This window comes from Pseudonocardia sp. HH130629-09, from assembly GCF_001294645.1.
Classification (GTDB): Bacteria; Actinomycetota; Actinomycetes; order Mycobacteriales; family Pseudonocardiaceae; genus Pseudonocardia.
In genome coordinates, this window is record NZ_CP011868.1 from 719870 (window position 1) to 736012 (window position 16143).

The following is a 16143-nucleotide window of genomic DNA, read 5'->3' on the forward strand; positions in this document are numbered from 1 at the left end:
CCGCGCCCGCCGTCGCGGCCCGCGCCGGGGCCGGCGCGGGATCGGGGAGCGGCCCGTCCGGGCGCAGCACCGCGAGGAGCCGCGCGCCCGGTCACCGGAACCGGTCGGGGTGCAGCTCGCGGGCCAGCCGCTCGACGGCGTCGACCGAGCGCGGCCCGGGCTGGGCCTCCGACAGCGGGACAGTCGGGAACGGGCCGGCCAGCGCGGGCAGCCCGGCGAGTGCCGGCGTCGCGCGCAGCGTCGCGATCTTCGACTCGACGCTCGGGTCGAGGTAGTCGTAGATCAGGACGACGGCAGGGGCGCGGCGGGCGACCTGCTCCCAGGACACCTCGCCCCAGCGCTGGTCGAGGTCGGCGAACACGTTGCGCCCCCCGGCACGCTCGACCATGTCGGTGAGCAGCGCCCGGCCGCCCGCGGTGCGGGGCGCGTCGGTGCCGCTGTTGTAGACGAACACCGGCACCGGATCGACGGTCCCGAGCCGCGCCGCGACGGCGTCGAGCCGGGCCCGCATGCCCTCGACGCTGCGCTCGGCCCGCTCCGGCACCCCGAAGATCGCGCCGATCCGGGTCGTCTCGCCGAACAGGTCCTCGAAGCCCGAACGCCCCTCCTGGCACGACTCGGGGTTGAGGTGGCTGTCGATGCCCAGCTCGGCGAGCCGCGCACGGGTGTGTCCGCTGGACTCGGAGAATCCGTCGGGGTAGCCGGAGTAGACGAAGTCCGGCTCGGCGGCGAGCAGCTGCTCCAGCGACGGCTGGCCCGGCGCGAGCACCGGCACCGTCGCGTACGCCGCGGCGTAGCGCTCGCCGATCGGCCGGTTCCTCAGGTACGCCGTCCCGACCATCGACCGCTCCACCCCGAGGTCCAGCAGCAGCTCGGTGGCGTTCGAGGTCAGGGTGACCGCCCGGGTGGGCGGCGCGGTGTAGGTCGTGGTCACGCCGCAGTTGTCGTCGACGACCGGGAACCCCGCGGCCAGCGCCCCACCGGCCGGGGCGTCGGTGACGGCGGCGCCGCACCCGGCGAGCAGCAGCAGGGACAGGGCGGCGCCGACGACGCGCAGACGGGGTGGGGGCACCGACCCAATGTATGAAAACCTCGTCAGACCCGAATCCGCGAGTAGGCTATGAGCTGATCTTGGTCGGCCAAAGTTGATGTTGCTTGGGTCGGGAGTTGGGTGGTGGGCAAGCGGGCGGCCCGAGTGTCGCCTCGGGTGGCGGGTTCCTGTGCTGGTCGGGGCCGGTGCGGCCGGGTCAGGACGGAGCGGGCAGGGCGCGGACGCGGGCGAGGACCTCGGCGAGTAGGTGCTCGCCGGGTGGTAGGCGCAGGGTGAGGCCGCGGGCGTGGCGCACGAGGCGGGCGGGGATGGTGATCAGCCGCCGGCGCAGGGTGGCGATCATGGCCTGGCCGCCGCGGACGCCGTGCCCGACCAGGCGCCCGTCGCGGGTGCGGGCGGTGAGGTGGTGCAGCCACCCGCTGGTGGTGGCGGCCAGGAGTGCGCCCCACATCCAGGCTCGGTTCACCGCGAGGTGTCCGGAGGGGAGGTGGCGCAGCGCGGCGCCGTGCTTGGTGTCGCGGAACAGGTTCTCCACCTTCGTGCGGTGGCGGTACCAGTACTCGGCCTGCGCGGCTGCGGCAGGTGTGGAGACGTCGAGGTTGGTCACGATGAACGAGTAGGCGAACACCCCGTCGACCTTGGCCACCGTAGCGAGGTCGTCGAGCGGGAGCGCCCGCTGGGCGGGGTGCAGGGTGCGTCGGCGCCGCGCTCGCGGGTCACCGGAGACCTGGCCGTGGTCCAGGTCGAGCCGGACCCGACGGATCAGCAGCTGGGTCGCTGCGGGCCACCAGTTCGGGCAATAGTCGGCCACCGCGACCTGCGCGCCGGTCATGTCGATCGCGTCGGTCCACCCGTCGGCCGCGACGCCGTCGAGGATGCGCCACAGCGGCGCGATGCGTCGGGCGCCGATGGCGAACTCCACGCCGACGAACAGGGCTGCGCGGGCGAGCTGCCCGGCGAAGTAGCCCGCGTCCGCACGCACGCGGACTCGCCCCGCCCGCGCCTGCGCGGGGAGCGCGGCCAGCGCCCGGTAGAACAGCTCGGCGCTGGTGGCGCGGGGGTCATCCCGGCCCGAACCGAGGTCAGCGGCCAGCACCACCGCGGTGTCGGCCCAGGTCGCGACGTGCGGGCGGGCGACCCGCTGGCCTTGGTGGTTGAACGCCACGCCCTGCTTGAGCCGGCCGTAAACCTCGACATCGGTGGTGTCCAGATCGATCGTCACGTCCGCCGTCAGCTGCTCGGCCCGGTCCGGGTCGACCTGGGCGAGCAGGTCCAGCGCGGTGGTGTGCACGTCACCGAGCCCGGTCTCCACCGCCGCCCACTGCCCCTCGATGAACTTGCGCGCGAGCCCGGCGGCGGTCGTGGACGCCAACCCCGGCACCGGCGTGAGTGCCTGCCCGGCGGTGTCGGCGCGGTGCCGGTCCAGCCCGACCAGGAAGTCCTCCCCGCACAGCTGCGCCGCCGACATGCCGACCAGCATCTGCCCGGCGCTGCACCCGCGGTCGCGGTCCTTGATGGGCCCGACCGCGGCGTCGAGCTTGTCGATGATCCCGAGCCGGTCGATCAGTTCGGTCACCGCGGCCAGCCCGGAGAACCTGGTCAGCGCCGCGTCCGGCGCGCCGAGACGCACCCGCGCACACCGCGGGCGTCGCTTGCGTACTGTTCGCACCTGATAGGTGTCCTCTCAACCCGCAATGTCGTGTCGTCGCAAACACGATCATCGCAGGTCAGCGGGCACCTATCGCCATCTCCCCAGTCCGGACACCAGCGCTACTCGCGGATTCGGGTCAGATGTCCATGGTGTCCGGTGTGAGATGGGGCGTGCTCACCCACGCGGCCGGCCCGCGCGACGCGGCGTCCGAGCTGGCCGACACCGTCGGCCTCGCGGTGCTCGCCGAGGAGCTGGGGTTCGCGTCGTTCTGGCTGGCCCAGCACCATCTCGGCGCCCAGCAGGGGCGCGCGTCCTCACCGCTGGTGGTCCTGGCCGCGGTCGCCGCAGCCACCTCGCGGATCCGGCTGGGCACCGCCGTCGTCGTGGCGTCGCTGGAGCACCCGCTGCGCCTCGCCGAGGACGCGGCCACCGTCGACGTGCTCAGCGGTGGCCGGCTCGAGCTGGGACTGGGCGCCGGGTCCGACCCGGGCGTCGCCGAGGCGTTCGGCGCGGACCCTGCGCAGCGTCACGCCCGTCTGGGCGCCGCCCTGGACGCGCTCACCGACACCGGCCCGGCCGTCACCCCGCGGGCACCGGGTCTGCGGGAGCGGCTGTGGCTGGCGACGTCGTCCCCCGAGGGCGTCGACACCGCCGCGCGCCACGGCCTGGGGCTGCTGTCGGGGCGTCGCTCCGGCCCGGCCGGCCCCGACGACCGACGCTCCGCCGGGCTGCTGGCCCGGTTCCGGGCCGCCGGGGGTGCCCGGGTCGGGCTGTCCCGGCCGGTGCTTCCCGGCTCCTCGCGCGCGGCCGTGCACGCGCTGCTCGCGCCGCACGTCGCCCGGCGCGGACACGATCCGGCGGCCTGGTTCGCCGCCGGGAACGTCCACGCCGGCACCGGCCCCGAGGTGCGCACCGCACTGGAGGCGGATCCCTGCCTGCCCTACGCCACCGACCTGCTCTGCCACGTCCAGCCCGCCCGGCTGACCCTGGCCGAGCTGCGTCCGGTCCTGCGCGGGCTGGCGGAGCTGGCCGGCACACCGCCGGTCGCGGCCGGACCGGGGACGACCGGGGCCACCCCGGCCGGCCGCGGGGGCGCCCGCTGCGGGCCGCTCAGCCCGGCGGCAGCGCCGGATCGGCCTTGAGCGCGACCCCGGACAGCTTCAGCCGCCGCGCCTCGCTCATCAGCAGCGCCAGGGTGGTCGCCGCGGCGGCGTAGCCGGTGCCGTGCGGCGGGCGGACGTTGGAGATGCAGTTGCGCTCGGAGTCGCGGCGCCCGCGGTGGGCGTCGTAGGTGAAGTACAGCCCCAGCGAGTCCACCGAGCTCATCCCCGGCCGCTCTCCGACGAGCACGACGACGTGCCGGGCGCCGAGGGCGGCCGCGATCTCGTCGCCGAGCGCGACCCGGGCCTGGGTGGCGATCACGACCGGGGCCACCCGCCAGCCGTCGAGCCGTTCCAGGATCTCGGCGATCATCCCCGGGGCGTGCTCGGCGACCGCCCGCGGCGAGAGCCCGTCGGCGACGACGAGCGCCACGTCGTGGTCGCCGCGGGGCAGCTCGGTGCCCGCGGCGAGGCGGCGGCCCAGGTCGGGTCGGGTCAGGTACTCGGTGCGGTCGGCGGGCGCGCCCGCGGCGTGCAGCGTGGACACCCCCAGCCCGGTGATCCGCTCGGCGAGCGCGTCGACGTCGAGCGGGGTGTGCACGGCGTCGCGGGCGGCGGCGTGCGCGGCGCGCAGCTCCAGCAGCCGCGCGGTCGGCAGGGCGTCCCCGGCGCGGCCGAGCGCCACCCGGGCCCGGGTGGAGGCGCGCAGCACGTCGAGCGGGTCGCTCACCGGACACCCGCGGTCAGGGTCCGGACGGCGCCCGCGGGCAGGTCCCGCAGCCGCCCGTCGCCGTCGAGCATGTCCATCGTGGTCAGCCACGCCTCGAACTCCGGCGCGGGACGCAGCCCGAGCACCTGGCGGGCGTAGAGCGCGTCGTGGAAGGACAGCGACTGGTAGTGCAGCATCACGTCGTCGCCGCCGGGCACGCAGATGACGAACGAGCAGCCCGCCGCGCCGAGCAGGGTGAGCAGCGCGTCGGTGTCGTCGGCGTCGGCCTCGGCGTGGTTGGTGTAGCAGACGTCGACACCCATCGGGACGCCGAGCAGCTTCCCGCACATGTGGTCCTCCAACCCGGCGCGGGTGATCTGCTTGCCGTCGAGCAGGTACTCCGGCCCGATGAACCCGACGACGGTGTTGACCAGCAGCGGGTCGAACGCCCGCGCCACGGCGTAGGCGCGGACCTCCAGGGTCTGCTGGTCGACGCCGTGGTGGGCGTCGGCGGACAGCGCGGACCCCTGGCCGGTCTCGAAGTACATGCACTGCGTCCCGACGGTGCCGCGGTCCAGCGACAGCGCGGCGGAGTGCGCCTCCCGCAGCATAGCCAGGGTCACCCCGAACCCTGTGTTCGCGGCCTCGGTCCCGGCGATCGACTGGAAGACCAGGTCGACCGGGGCGCCGCGTTCCATGATCTCGATCGAGGTCGTGACGTGGGCGAGCACGCAGGACTGGGTGGGGATGTCGTAGCGGGTGCGGACCTCGTCGATCAGGTGCAGCAGATCGGTGGTGCGCTGTGGCGAGTCCGTCGCCGGGTTGATGCCGATGACGGCGTCGCCGCAGCCGAGCAGCAGCCCGTCGACGATCGAGGCGGTCACCCCGGCGGGGTCGTCGGTGGGGTGGTTGGGCTGCAGCCGGGTCGCCATCGTGCCGGGCAGCCCGACCGTCGAGCGGAACGCCGTGACGACCGGGGTGCGCCGACCGACGGCGATCAGGTCCTGCAGCCGCATGAGCTTGGAGGTCGCCGCGACCATCTCCGGGGTCAGCCCGGGGGCGAGCGCGGTGGTGTCGGTGGCCGGGTCGAGCAGGTGCTCGCGGAACTCGCCGACGGTCATCGACGCGACCGGGGCGAACGCGTCGGCGTCGTGCGAGTCGACGATCAGGCGGGTCACCTCGTCGTCCTCGTAGGGGACGACCTGCTCGTCGAGGATGGTGGCGAGCGGCAGGTCGGCCAGCACCGTCTGGGCGGCAACCCGTTCCTGTTCCGAGCGGGCCGCGACCCCGGCGAGCACGTCCCCGGACCGTTGTGGCGTGGCCGCGGCCAGCAGTGCGCGCAGGTCGGCGAACTCGTGGGTGTGGCCCCCGAGCGTGGTCCGGCGGACCGTCACGTGAGCTCCTCCTCCGCGCGGGCCAGCGCGGCGAACTCCTCGTCGGGTGCCGCGGCGACCAGGTGGTGTCGTGAGTAGAGCGCGAAGTACAGCATGAACAGGGCGAAGGCGCCGAGGGTCGCGCCGGCGGCGACCGGGTCGACCAGGAAGGTCGCGACGACCGCCAGCACCGCGACGACCAGGGCGAACCCGGTCGTCGCGACCCCGCCCGGGGTGCGGTAGGGGCGGGGCATCTCCGGCGCGGTCCGGCGCAGCACGATGTGGCTGACCATCATCAGCACGTACGACAGTGCCGCCCCGAACACCGCCATGTTGAGCAGCACCGCGCCCTGCCCGGTCAGCGACAGCAGGAACCCGATCACGCCGGGCACGACGAGCGCGAGCGTGGGGGCCTTGCGACCGTTGGTCACCGACAGGGCCCGCGGCAGGTACCCGGCCCGCGACAGCGCGAAGGTCTGCCGGGAGTAGGCGTAGATGATCGAGAAGAAGCTGGCGACGAGCCCGGCGAGACCGACGTAGTTGACGACGACGCCCGCTGTGGACCCGCCGAGCGCCTCCACCAGCGGGTTGCCCGACTCCGAGAGCGCCTGCGCGCCGAGCGCCCCGGTCGCCAGCACCAGCACCAGCGCGCCGGTGACGAGCAGGACGAGCATCGCCGCGACGATCCCGCGGGGGACGTTGCGCTCCGGGTCGCGGGCCTCCTCCGCCGCGAGCGGTACGCCCTCCAGTGCGAGGAAGAACCAGATCGCGAACGGCACCGCCGACCAGATCCCCAGCCAGCCGAACGGCAGGAACGCCGAGGCGCCGGCGGCGTCGGTCGGCGGGATGTCGACGAGGTTGCCCGCGTCGAACAGCGGCACCGCGGCGACGGCGAAGATCAGCAGTCCGACCACGGCGATCGCGGTGATCACGAACATGACCTTGAGCGCCTCGCCCACGCCGGCGATGTGGATGCCGATGAACAGCACGTACGCGGCCAGGTAGACCCACCAGCCGTCGGTGATGCCGAACAGGCCGAGCGACTCGACGTAGGTGTGATGTCCAGGCAGGTTGGTCAGGCGACTGATCGGCGGTAGGCCGTTGGTTGCGCTGTGGGGCCGGTGGTGATTGTAGAAGTGCAGCCAGCCGGGGAGCGCGTCTCGCCGAGCCGTTTCGCAGGGGTGGAAGCGGGCGTATGCCCACCCGTCGGCGAGGGTGCGGTGGAAACGTTCGATCTTGCCGTTGGTCTGAGTCCGGTAGGGCCGGGTTCGCTTGTGGGTGATGCCCAGTTCGCTGCAGGTGTCACGCCAGGCGTGTGATCGGTAGCAGCTGCCGTTGTCGGACAGGACCCGTTCGACGGTCACGCCGCGGGCGTTCAACCAGTCCACGGCCCGGCGTAGCACACCGGTGGCGGTGTCGGCTTTCTCGTCGCTGTGGATCTCGGCGTAGGCGACGCGGGAGTGGTCGTCGATGACGGTGTGGACGAACGCTCTGCCGGTGCGCGGCTTGTAGTCGGTTCCCCTGGGCAGTCCGGGAGTGGACCGCTTGTTCAGGGCGCCTTGTCGGCGTCCGACGAAGCGGTGTCCGCCTCCGTCGGGGATGTTGCCGAACTTGGTGACGTCGACGTGGATCAACGAGCCGGGGTGTGGGTGTTCGTAGCGGCGTAGGGGCTCGCCGGTGACCCGGTCGATGTGGGAGAGCCGGTTGATCCGGCAGCGGCGCAGGACCGCGTGCACGGTCGAGGCGGCGAGAGAGAGCGAGTCGGCCGCCGATCTGTACTGGTCCGAGTCGGTGGTGCCACCGCAGTCGCACGATCTGCTTCACCAGCCTCGGCGGGGTCTTGGCCGGCATCGACCGTGGTCGGGAGCTGCGGTCGACCATCCCGGGCGGGCCCTCGGCGCGGTAGCGGTCAGCCCACTTTCGGGCGGTGCGAGGGGCGACCATGAACATTCTGGCCGCGGTGGAGCAGGTCCAGTCCTGGTCGACGATCAGACGGGCCAGCCGTAGCCGGGCACGCGGAGTCAGCGCAGCGTTAGCGTGGGTCACAAGGGCCTCCGGTTGGTGAAGCGGTTCCTAGACAGCTCCACTTCACAACCGGGGGTCCTCGCCTGTCTCAGCGACAGGCCGTCATCAGCTCAACCTGGAACAACGTCCATGGACATCACACCTAGGCTCACCGTCGTGGGGACCCTCGTCAGCTTCCATGCCCATCCCGACGACGAGTCGATCGGCACCGCGGGCACGCTCGCCAAGGCCGCCGCGCTCGGCCATCGCGTCGTCCTCGTCTTCGCCACCCGTGGCGAGCTGGGGGAGCCGGTGCCCGGCGTCCTGGTCGAGGGGGAGCAGCTGCCGGTGCGCCGCTCCGCGGAGTGCCACGAGTCGGCCCGCGTGCTGGGCGTGGCTCGCGTGGAGTTTCTCGGCTACGTCGACTCCGGGATGATGGGCGAGCCGTCCAACGACGCCCCGTACTGCTTCTGGCAGGCCTCGGTGGAGCACGCGGCCAAACGGCTCGCGCTGATCCTCGAGGAGGAGGAGGAGGAGGCCGACGTCCTCACCACCTACGACGACAACGGCGGCTACGGCCACCCCGACCACATCCAGGTGCACCGGGTGGGCGCCCGCGCGGGCGAGCTCGCCGGGGTGCCGGTCGTCGCGCAGAACACCACCAACCGGGACTGGCTGCTGCGCGGGATGAAGGGGCTGCGCGCCGACGGCGGCGCCGACTTCTTCCTCGACATCCCCGACGACCCGTCGTTCGGCAAGCCCGAGTCCGAGATCACCCACCGGGTCGAGGCCGTCGAGTACGCCGAGGCCAAGCGCGCCTCGATGCGCGCACACGCCAGCCAGATGGGGCCCGACCACTTTCTGCTGGCGATGCCGGACCCGGTGTTCGCGATGGGGCTGGGCACCGAGTTCTACATCGTCGACGCCCAGCCCAACCCGGCCAGCGCGCCGGAGCTCTGGACCGAGGTCTTCGAGCCGCTGCGGTGACGCCCCGCGCCGGTTCCGGGCAGTGTCGGGCGCGCCACGCCGCCACCGTCGCGGGCCCTCGCCCACCTGTCGGTCCGGGTGAAGGGCGCCCTGAGTGCGCGGTCGGGGACTGTCGGTTCTACTCTCCGTAGAGCACAATCGGCGCGCGCCGTGCGACGAGCCGGGACCCACGAAGTGGATCTCCCGGACCGGACGGGCGCCGCTCGCCGGTCGGGAAGTAGAGTCTGCCCGTCCGCGAGGACGTGCTCAGGTCAGGCAAGTGCATGGAGGCCCAGGTGACAGCCGTCGAGCCCAAGCCGATCTCGACGCGCCCGTATCCGGCGCGGCGTGAGGGCAAGGGATCCACGTTCCTCAAGATGTTGAGGACGACGGACCCGAAGGACATCGCGATCCTCTATCTGACGACGTCGTTCGGCTTCTTCGCCGTCGGCGGTGTCATGGCGCTGCTGATCCGCGCCGAGCTCGCACGGCCGGAGCTGCAGTTCCTGTCGACCGAGCAGTACAACCAGCTGTTCACCATGCACGGCACGATCATGCTGCTGCTGTTCGCGACGCCGATCGTCTTCGGTTTCGCCAACTACATCGTGCCGCTGCAGATCGGTGCCCCCGACGTCGCGTTCCCGCGGCTCAACTCGTTCTCGTACTGGCTGTACCTGTTCGGCGGCATCATCGTCGTCTCCGGTTTCCTGACCCCGGGCGGCGCCGCGGACTTCGGCTGGTTCGCCTACACCCCGCTGTCGGACGCGGTGCGGTCGCCGGGTCCGGGCGGTGACCTCTGGATCATGGGTCTGGTCGTCTCCGGTCTGGGCACGATCCTCGGTGGCGTCAACTTCGTGACGACGATCGTCTGCATGCGCGCCCCGGGCATGACGATGTTCCGGATGCCGATCTTCACCTGGAACATCTTCATCACCGCGCTGCTGGTCCTGATCGCGTTCCCGATCCTGACCGCCGCGCTGCTGGCACTGGCCGCGGACCGCCACCTCGGCGCCCAGATCTTCAACCCGGCCAACGGCGGTGTGGTGCTCTGGCAGCACCTGTTCTGGTTCTTCGGCCACCCCGAGGTCTACATCGTGGCGCTGCCGTTCTTCGGCATCGTCTCGGAGATCTTCCCGGTCTTCTCCCGCAAGCCGTTGTTCGGTTACAAGGGCCTGGTGTTCGCGACCATCGCCATCGCGGCGCTGTCGGTCGCGGTGTGGGCGCACCACATGTACGCCACCGGCGCGATCATGCTTGCGTTCTTCGCCTTCACCACCTTCCTCATCGCCATCCCGACGGGCGTCAAGTTCGTCAACTGGATCGGCACCCTGTGGAAGGGCAAGATCACCTACGAGACGCCGATGCTGTTCTCGGTCGGCTTCCTCGTCACGTTCCTCTTCGGCGGCCTGACCGGCATCCTGCTCGCGATGCCGCCGGTGGACTTCCACGTGTCGGACACCTACTTCGTGGTCGCGCACTTCCACTACGTGCTCTACGGCACGATCGTGTTCGCGACCTTCGGCGGGATCTACTTCTGGTTCCCGAAGATGACCGGCCGGTTCCTCGACGAGAAGCTCGGCAAGATCCACTTCTGGCTGACCTTCCTCGGGTTCCACCTGACGTTCCTGGTGCAGCACTGGCTGGGCAACGAGGGCTACCCGCGTCGCTACGCGGACTACCTGCCCTCCGACGGCTTCACGACGCTGAACACGATCTCCTCGATCGGCGCGTTCATCCTCGGTGCCTCGACGCTGCCGTTCTTCTACAACGTCTTCAAGAGCTACCGGTTCGGCCGGGTCTGCACCGTCGACGACCCGTGGGGCTTCGGCAACTCGCTGGAGTGGGCGACCTCGTCCCCGCCGCCGCGGCACAACTTCACCGAGCTGCCCCGGATCCGCTCCGAGCGCCCGGCGTTCGACCTGCACTACCCGCACCTGGTCGAGAAGGCGCGCGCCGAGGCGCACGTCGGCAACCGGGCGCACCCGAGCGAGGTGCTCGCGCAGGAGGTCGGCAAGGAGTCCATGCCGGACAGCGACCCCAAGTCGAAGTAGTGACCCCAGTACTTCCCGGTCCGGCCCGGCCCACCGTGCTCGTCACGGTGACCGGGCCGGACCGTCCTGGTGTCAGCTCCGTGCTGTTCACCGCGCTCACCGCGGCCGGTGTCGAGCTGCTCGACCTGGAACAGGTCGTGGTCAACGGCCGGCTCACCCTGGGCGCGCTGGTCGTGCCCGAGGGGGACCCGGAGGACCTGCAGGACACCGTCGGCGCGGCGATGGACTCCATCGCCATGAGCGTGCACATCGAGATCCAGCGCGACGGCCGCCGGGCCACCCGGACTCCGTCGACGCACGTCGTCACGGTACTCGGCCGGCCGATCACGGCCCGCGCGTTCGGCGCGATCGCCGCTGAGCTCGCGGCGGTCGGCGCCAACATCGACTCCATCCGCCGGGTCGCCGACTACCCGGTGACCGGGCTGGAGCTGCTCGTCTCCCCGGTCCCCCAGGGCGACGCCGACGCCTACCCGCCCGGCACGCTGCGCAAGCGGCTGGTGCGGGTGGCGCGGCAGGCGGGCGTCGACGTCGCGGTGTCCCGGGCCGGGCTGGCCCGGCGCAGCAAGCGGCTCATCGTGTTCGACGTGGACTCCACCCTGATCCAGGGCGAGGTCATCGAGATGCTCGCCGCCCGTGCCGGGGCCGACGTCGAGGCCGAGGTCCGCCGGGTCACCGAGGAAGCCATGGCCGGCCGCCTCGACTTCACCGAGTCGCTGACCCGGCGCGTCGCGGCCCTGGAGGGGCTGCCCGCCTCCGTCGTCGACGAGGTGGCCGCCGAGATCGAGCTGACGCCCGGTGCCCGCACCACGATCCGCACGCTGCGCCGCCTCGGCTACCGCTGCGGCGTCGTCTCGGGCGGGTTCACACAGGTCATCGCCGGGCTCGCGCGCGAGCTCAAGCTCGACTTCGTCGCCGCGAACGAGCTCGAGATCTCCGGGGGGAAGCTGACCGGACGGGTGGTCGGCGAGGTCGTCGACCGGGCCGGGAAGGCCGTCGCGCTGCGCCGGTTCGCCGCGGCCCACGACATCCCGCTGGAGCAGTCGGTCGCGGTCGGTGACGGCGCGAACGACATCGACATGCTCTCCACCGCCGGGCTCGGCGTCGCGTTCAACGCCAAGCCGGCGCTGCGCGAGGTCGCCGACACCTCGGTGTCGGTGCCCTACCTCGACGTCGTGCTGTTCGTCCTGGGCATCACCCGCACCGAGGTCGAGGTCGCCGACGCCGCCGAGGGCGTGCTGCGCCGGGTCCCGCTGGCGTGACCGCCCCCGCACCGGTTCTGGCGCTGCTCGCGGGCCGCTACGGAGCCGGGGCCCGCGGCCGGGACATCGCGCCGGAGGCCGACGGCGTCGTGCGGGCGATGCCGGTCGTGCTGCGCATCGAGCGCGACCCGCTGCCCGTGCGCACCGCGCTGCTGGAGGCGGCGGCCACCGCGGCGCTCGCCGTCTGCACCGACCCGCGGGCCCAGCCCGGTGGCGAGTGGCACGACGCCGTCGCCCCGTGGGTGGACGGACGCATCCGCAAGATCGCGCGGCGGGCCCGTGGCGCGCATTGGCGCGCCGTGGCTGAGCTCCCCGGCGTGACGGTGCGGGTCGGTGACGCCGAGGCCCGTGCCCTGCTGCTCGGCCCGGTCGACGGCGTGCCGAAGGTCGTCGCACGGCTGCAGATCGGCGGCACCGAGCTGCCCGCCGACGAGCCCGGCCCACCCGACCCGGACGCCCCGCTGGTGCTGCTGTCACCGCACGCCGAGATGACCGTCGGCAAGGCCGCCGCGCAGGTCGGGCACGCCACCATGCTGCTCGGCGCGGCCGCCGGGTGGCCGGTCGGCGCGGCACCGGTGTGCGCGGTGCGCGCCGCGGACCCGGCCACCTGGGCGCGCATGGCCCCGGCCGCCGACGACGGCACCGACGGCGTCGTCGGGGTGCGCGACGCGGGTTTCACCGAGGTCGACCCGGGCACCATGACTTGCCTGGCAGTGGCTCACGCCGCGTTTGCGGCCGGACCCCGGCGGTGATACACCGGGCGTGACCACACACCCGCCTGCCGGCGCCCGGGACTGGGGCGGCCGGCTGCCCCGCAACGAGACCCTCGACCTCGACGACGAGCAGTGCGCCGCCGTCGACCGGATCCGCTCCGGCACGGCCCGCTGGGCCGAGGAATCCGGCTTCGCCGCGACTGACGACGAGGGCGGCCTCATCGGCCCGTTCAACGCGTTCGTGCTGCGCCCGCGCCCGGGCACGGCGTTCAACCGGTGGGTCGCGACCGACCAGCAGGAGTCGTCCCTGCCGGCGACCGTGCGCGAGGTCGTCATCCTGACCGTCGGCGCGGCCTGGGGCGCCGCCTACGAGCTGTACGCGCACACCGCGGTCGCCCGCTCGGTCGGGCTGGACGAGAACGTGGTGCAGGCACTGCTCGACGGCACCGCGGCGAAGGTGCTGACCGGCGACGAGCGCGTCGTGCACCGGTTCGTCGACGAGCTGGTCCGCACCCACCGGGTCACCGACGACACCTACGCCGCGGCCGAGGCCGCGCTCGGCCGCGACGGGGTGCTCGACACCGTCCACCTGACGGGGATGTACCTGTCGGTGTCGGCGCTGCTCAACGCCTTCGAGATCCCGGCGCCGGACGGTCCCTGATCAGACCGTGGCGGTGAGGGTGACCTCGATGTTGCCGCGGGTCGCCTTCGAGTAGGGGCACACCTGGTGCGCCGCCTCGACCAGCTCGTCGGCGGCCGGCTGCTCCAGGCCCGGCAGGTGGGCGGTGATGTCTGCGGCGACGTGGAAACTCACGTCGTCGGGCTGCAGCTGGATGGTCGCGGTGACCTGTGCGTCGTCCGGGACGGCGACCTTCGCCTTCCGGGCCGCCAGCCGCAGCGCGCCGTGGAAGCAGGCCGCGTAGGCGGCGGCGAAGAGCTGCTCGGGGTTGGTGGCGCCGCCGGGGCCGCCCAGCTCCGGCGGCATCTTCAGGTCCTGGTCGATGAAGCCGTCCTCGCTGCGGATGTGGCCGTCGCGGCCGCCGCCGGTCGAGGTGGCCTCGGTCGTGTAGTTCGCCATGAGTGCTCCTCCGACTTGATTGATTGTGCACAACCTATCAAGGGAGGAGGGTCGTCCGCCGTATGGAGCCGGTCACGAGGACCCGCGCAGCCGGCGCAGCGCGCCGTGCACCTTCTCGCGGTCGCTGGTCTCCCAGAACGGGGGCAGGCTCGCCCGCAGGAACCCGCCGTAGCGCGCGGTCGCGATCCGCGGGTCCAGGATGGCGACGACGCCGCGGTCGTCGGTGGCGCGCAGCAGCCGCCCGGCGCCCTGGGCGAGCAGGAGCGCCGCGTGCGTCGCCGACACCGACAGGAAGCCGTTGCCGCCCCGGGCGTCGGTGGCCTTCTGCCGGGCCGCGACCAGCGGGTCGTCCGGGCGGGGGAACGGGATCCGGTCGATGATCACGCAGGACAGCGACGGGCCGGGCACGTCGACGCCCTGCCACAGCGACAGCGTGCCGAACAGCGAGGTCTCCGGGTCCTCGGCGAACCGCTTGACCAGCAGCATCGTGGAGTCGTCGCCCTGGCACAGCAGGGGCGTGTCGAGCTTGCCGCGCAGTGCCTCGGTGGCCTGCTTCGCCGCGCGGGTGGAGGAGAACAGACCCAGCGTGCGGCCCCCGGCGGCGCGCACGAGTCCCTCGATCTCCTCCAGGGTCTCCGGCGCCAGCCCGTCGCGGCCCGGGTTGGGCAGCCGGCGCGCCAGGTAGAGGATCCCGGACTTGGCGTGCGCGAACGGCGAGCCGACGTCGAGGCCCTGCCAGCGCGGCGCCTCCGGGTCCTGGACGGGGCCGTGCCCCTCGTCGACGCTCGACGGCGGGGTGGAGCCGGCCTCCTTGGGCTGCGCGGCGGGCAGGCCCCACTGCCGGGCCAGCGCGTCGAACGACCCGCCCAGGGCCAGCGTCGCGGAGGTCAGCACGGTGGTGCGGGTGTTGAACAGCCGCTCGCGCAGCAGCCCGCCCACCGACAGCGGTGCGACCCGCAGCACCTTGTGCCGGGACCCGTCCGGACCCTGTTCCCCCAGCCAGACGACGTCGCGGCGCTTGGCCGCGTCCGTCTCCTTGAACGTCTCCAGCAGCCGCGCGGCGGTGTCGACGACCTCGTCGAGCACGGCCTGGGCGAGCTTGCGGGCGGCCGCGCCCTCCGGGTCGGAGTCGTCACTGCGCTTGTTCGCGCCCATCGCCTGCCGGCAGCCCGCCCCGGCCGACAGGATGGCGTTCAGCGCGCCCGCGGCGGCGGTGGACAGCGACTCCCAGCGTCCGGGGGGCATGTCCTCCAGCACCGCCGCCAGGCCCTCACCGGCCTCCGCGAGCCGGTCCGCGGTGTCCTGGTCGACGAGCTTGCCGCAGCGCCGGGCCGCGGTCGCGACCGTGCCCGCGGTGAGCTCGGCGGTCGCCGCGCCGGTCACCCGGTCCACCAGCTCGTGCGCCTCGTCGACGATCACGACGTCGTGCTCGGGCAGCACCTGTGCCTCGCCCATCGCGTCGATCGCGAGCAGCGCGTGGTTGGTGACGACGATGTCCGCCCGACCCGCCTCGGCCTTCGCCTTCTCCGCGAAGCAGTCCTCACCGACCGGGCAGCGGCTCGCGCCCAGGCACTCCCGCGCCGTCACCGACACCTGCCGCCACGCGGAGTCCGGGACGCCGGGGACCAGCTCGTCGCGATCCCCGGTCTCGGTGTCCGACGACCACTCGTGCAGCCGCTTCACCTGCCGCCCGAGCGCCGAGATGGCGAACGCGTCGAACAGCTGGTCCGCCTCGTCGGCGGTGTCTCCCATGTCCCCGTGCAGCTTGTTCATGCACAGGTAGTTGCGCCGCCCCTTGAGGATGGCGAACGTGGGCTCGCGACCCAGCACCTGCTTCAGGCTCTTCGCGACGCGCGGCAGGTCCCGGTCCACGAGCTGGCGCTGGAGCGCGATCGTCGCCGTCGAGACCACGACCGTGGTGTCACGGGCGATCGCGTGCCGGATGGCGGGCACGAGGTAGGCCAGCGACTTCCCGGTGCCGGTGCCCGCCTGCACGGCCAGGTGCTCCCCGGACGACAGCGAGCGGCGCACCGCGTCGGCCATCCGGTCCTGGCCCTCGCGGCGCGCACCGCCGACCGAGGTGACGGCCACCTCGAGCAGCTCGTGCACACCGGGCAGGTCCTGGGTACGCACGGGGGCCGTCGAGGGGGGAGGCACGTCCGGCAGGTTACCGAGCACCCCCGACAGG

At 73.0% G+C, this 16143-nt stretch carries 13 protein-coding genes and 1 pseudogene; 6 read left to right on the forward strand and 8 right to left on the reverse strand.

The annotated features are described in order from the left end of the window. Positions 1 to 91: 91 nt before the first annotated feature. Positions 92 to 1072, reverse strand: a complete 981-nt coding sequence (locus XF36_RS03440; protein WP_238589094.1) for an ABC transporter substrate-binding protein — start codon at positions 1070 to 1072, stop codon at positions 92 to 94. A gap of 175 nt (positions 1073 to 1247) precedes the next feature. Then, the gene (locus XF36_RS03445) at positions 1248 to 2681 is read right to left on the reverse strand and encodes an IS1380 family transposase (RefSeq protein WP_060710862.1); all 1434 of its coding nucleotides are present in this window, start codon (positions 2679 to 2681) and stop codon (positions 1248 to 1250) included. Between the two features lie 161 nt (positions 2682 to 2842). Between XF36_RS03445 and XF36_RS03450 the strand changes: the two genes are divergently transcribed. Further along, entirely contained in the window at positions 2843 to 3844 is a 1002-nt protein-coding gene (locus tag XF36_RS03450) for an LLM class flavin-dependent oxidoreductase (RefSeq protein WP_082375134.1), read from the forward strand. Here XF36_RS03450 and eutC read toward each other — a convergent pair. From eutC to XF36_RS32895, 4 genes and pseudogenes are all read right to left on the reverse strand, one after another. Beyond that, positions 3813 to 4532 carry an ethanolamine ammonia-lyase subunit EutC gene (eutC, locus tag XF36_RS03455; protein WP_060710864.1) on the reverse strand — a complete coding sequence of 240 codons (720 nt, stop codon included), beginning with the start codon at positions 4530 to 4532 and terminating at the stop codon, positions 3813 to 3815. The genes XF36_RS03450 and eutC overlap by 32 nt on opposite strands. Then, positions 4529 to 5905, reverse strand: a complete 1377-nt coding sequence (locus XF36_RS03460) for an ethanolamine ammonia-lyase subunit EutB (protein ID WP_060710865.1) — start codon at positions 5903 to 5905, stop codon at positions 4529 to 4531. The genes eutC and XF36_RS03460 overlap by 4 nt, the downstream gene beginning before the upstream one ends. Next, a complete protein-coding gene (locus XF36_RS32890) occupies positions 5902 to 6873 on the reverse strand; it encodes an amino acid permease (protein ID WP_349675560.1) in 972 nt (323 codons plus the stop codon). The genes XF36_RS03460 and XF36_RS32890 overlap by 4 nt, the downstream gene beginning before the upstream one ends. A gap of 66 nt (positions 6874 to 6939) precedes the next feature. After that, positions 6940 to 7930, reverse strand: a pseudogene (locus XF36_RS32895) (IS481 family transposase); the annotation flags it as partial. 135 nt (positions 7931 to 8065) lie between these two features. Between XF36_RS32895 and XF36_RS03470 the strand changes: the two are divergent. From XF36_RS03470 to XF36_RS03490, 5 genes are all read left to right on the forward strand, one after another. Beyond that, positions 8066 to 8875: a PIG-L family deacetylase gene (locus tag XF36_RS03470; protein WP_060710866.1), complete on the forward strand. Its 810-nt coding sequence runs from the start codon at positions 8066 to 8068 to the stop codon at positions 8873 to 8875. 275 nt (positions 8876 to 9150) lie between these two features. Beyond that, the gene (ctaD, locus tag XF36_RS03475) at positions 9151 to 10905 is read left to right on the forward strand and encodes a cytochrome c oxidase subunit I (protein ID WP_060714380.1); all 1755 of its coding nucleotides are present in this window, start codon (positions 9151 to 9153) and stop codon (positions 10903 to 10905) included. Next, on the forward strand, positions 10905 to 12164 hold the full coding sequence (serB, locus tag XF36_RS03480; RefSeq protein WP_060710867.1) for a phosphoserine phosphatase SerB: 1260 nt from the start codon (positions 10905 to 10907) through the stop codon (positions 12162 to 12164). The genes ctaD and serB overlap by 1 nt, the downstream gene beginning before the upstream one ends. Next, a complete protein-coding gene (locus XF36_RS03485) occupies positions 12161 to 12916 on the forward strand; it encodes a peptidyl-tRNA hydrolase (RefSeq protein ID WP_060710868.1) in 756 nt (251 codons plus the stop codon). Before serB ends, XF36_RS03485 begins: the two co-directional genes overlap by 4 nt. 10 nt (positions 12917 to 12926) lie before the next feature. Then, complete coding sequence (locus XF36_RS03490) at positions 12927 to 13538, forward strand: carboxymuconolactone decarboxylase family protein (protein WP_060710869.1); 612 nt, start codon at positions 12927 to 12929, stop codon at positions 13536 to 13538. On the opposite strand, the gene XF36_RS03495 is transcribed toward XF36_RS03490, so the two are convergent. Beyond that, positions 13539 to 13955, reverse strand: a complete 417-nt coding sequence (locus tag XF36_RS03495) for an organic hydroperoxide resistance protein (protein WP_060710870.1) — start codon at positions 13953 to 13955, stop codon at positions 13539 to 13541. Between the two features lie 72 nt (positions 13956 to 14027). Beyond that, positions 14028 to 16088, reverse strand: coding sequence for an ATP-dependent DNA helicase (locus tag XF36_RS03500; RefSeq protein ID WP_043280142.1), 2061 nt, complete (start codon positions 16086 to 16088; stop codon positions 14028 to 14030). Positions 16089 to 16143 lie beyond the last annotated feature (55 nt).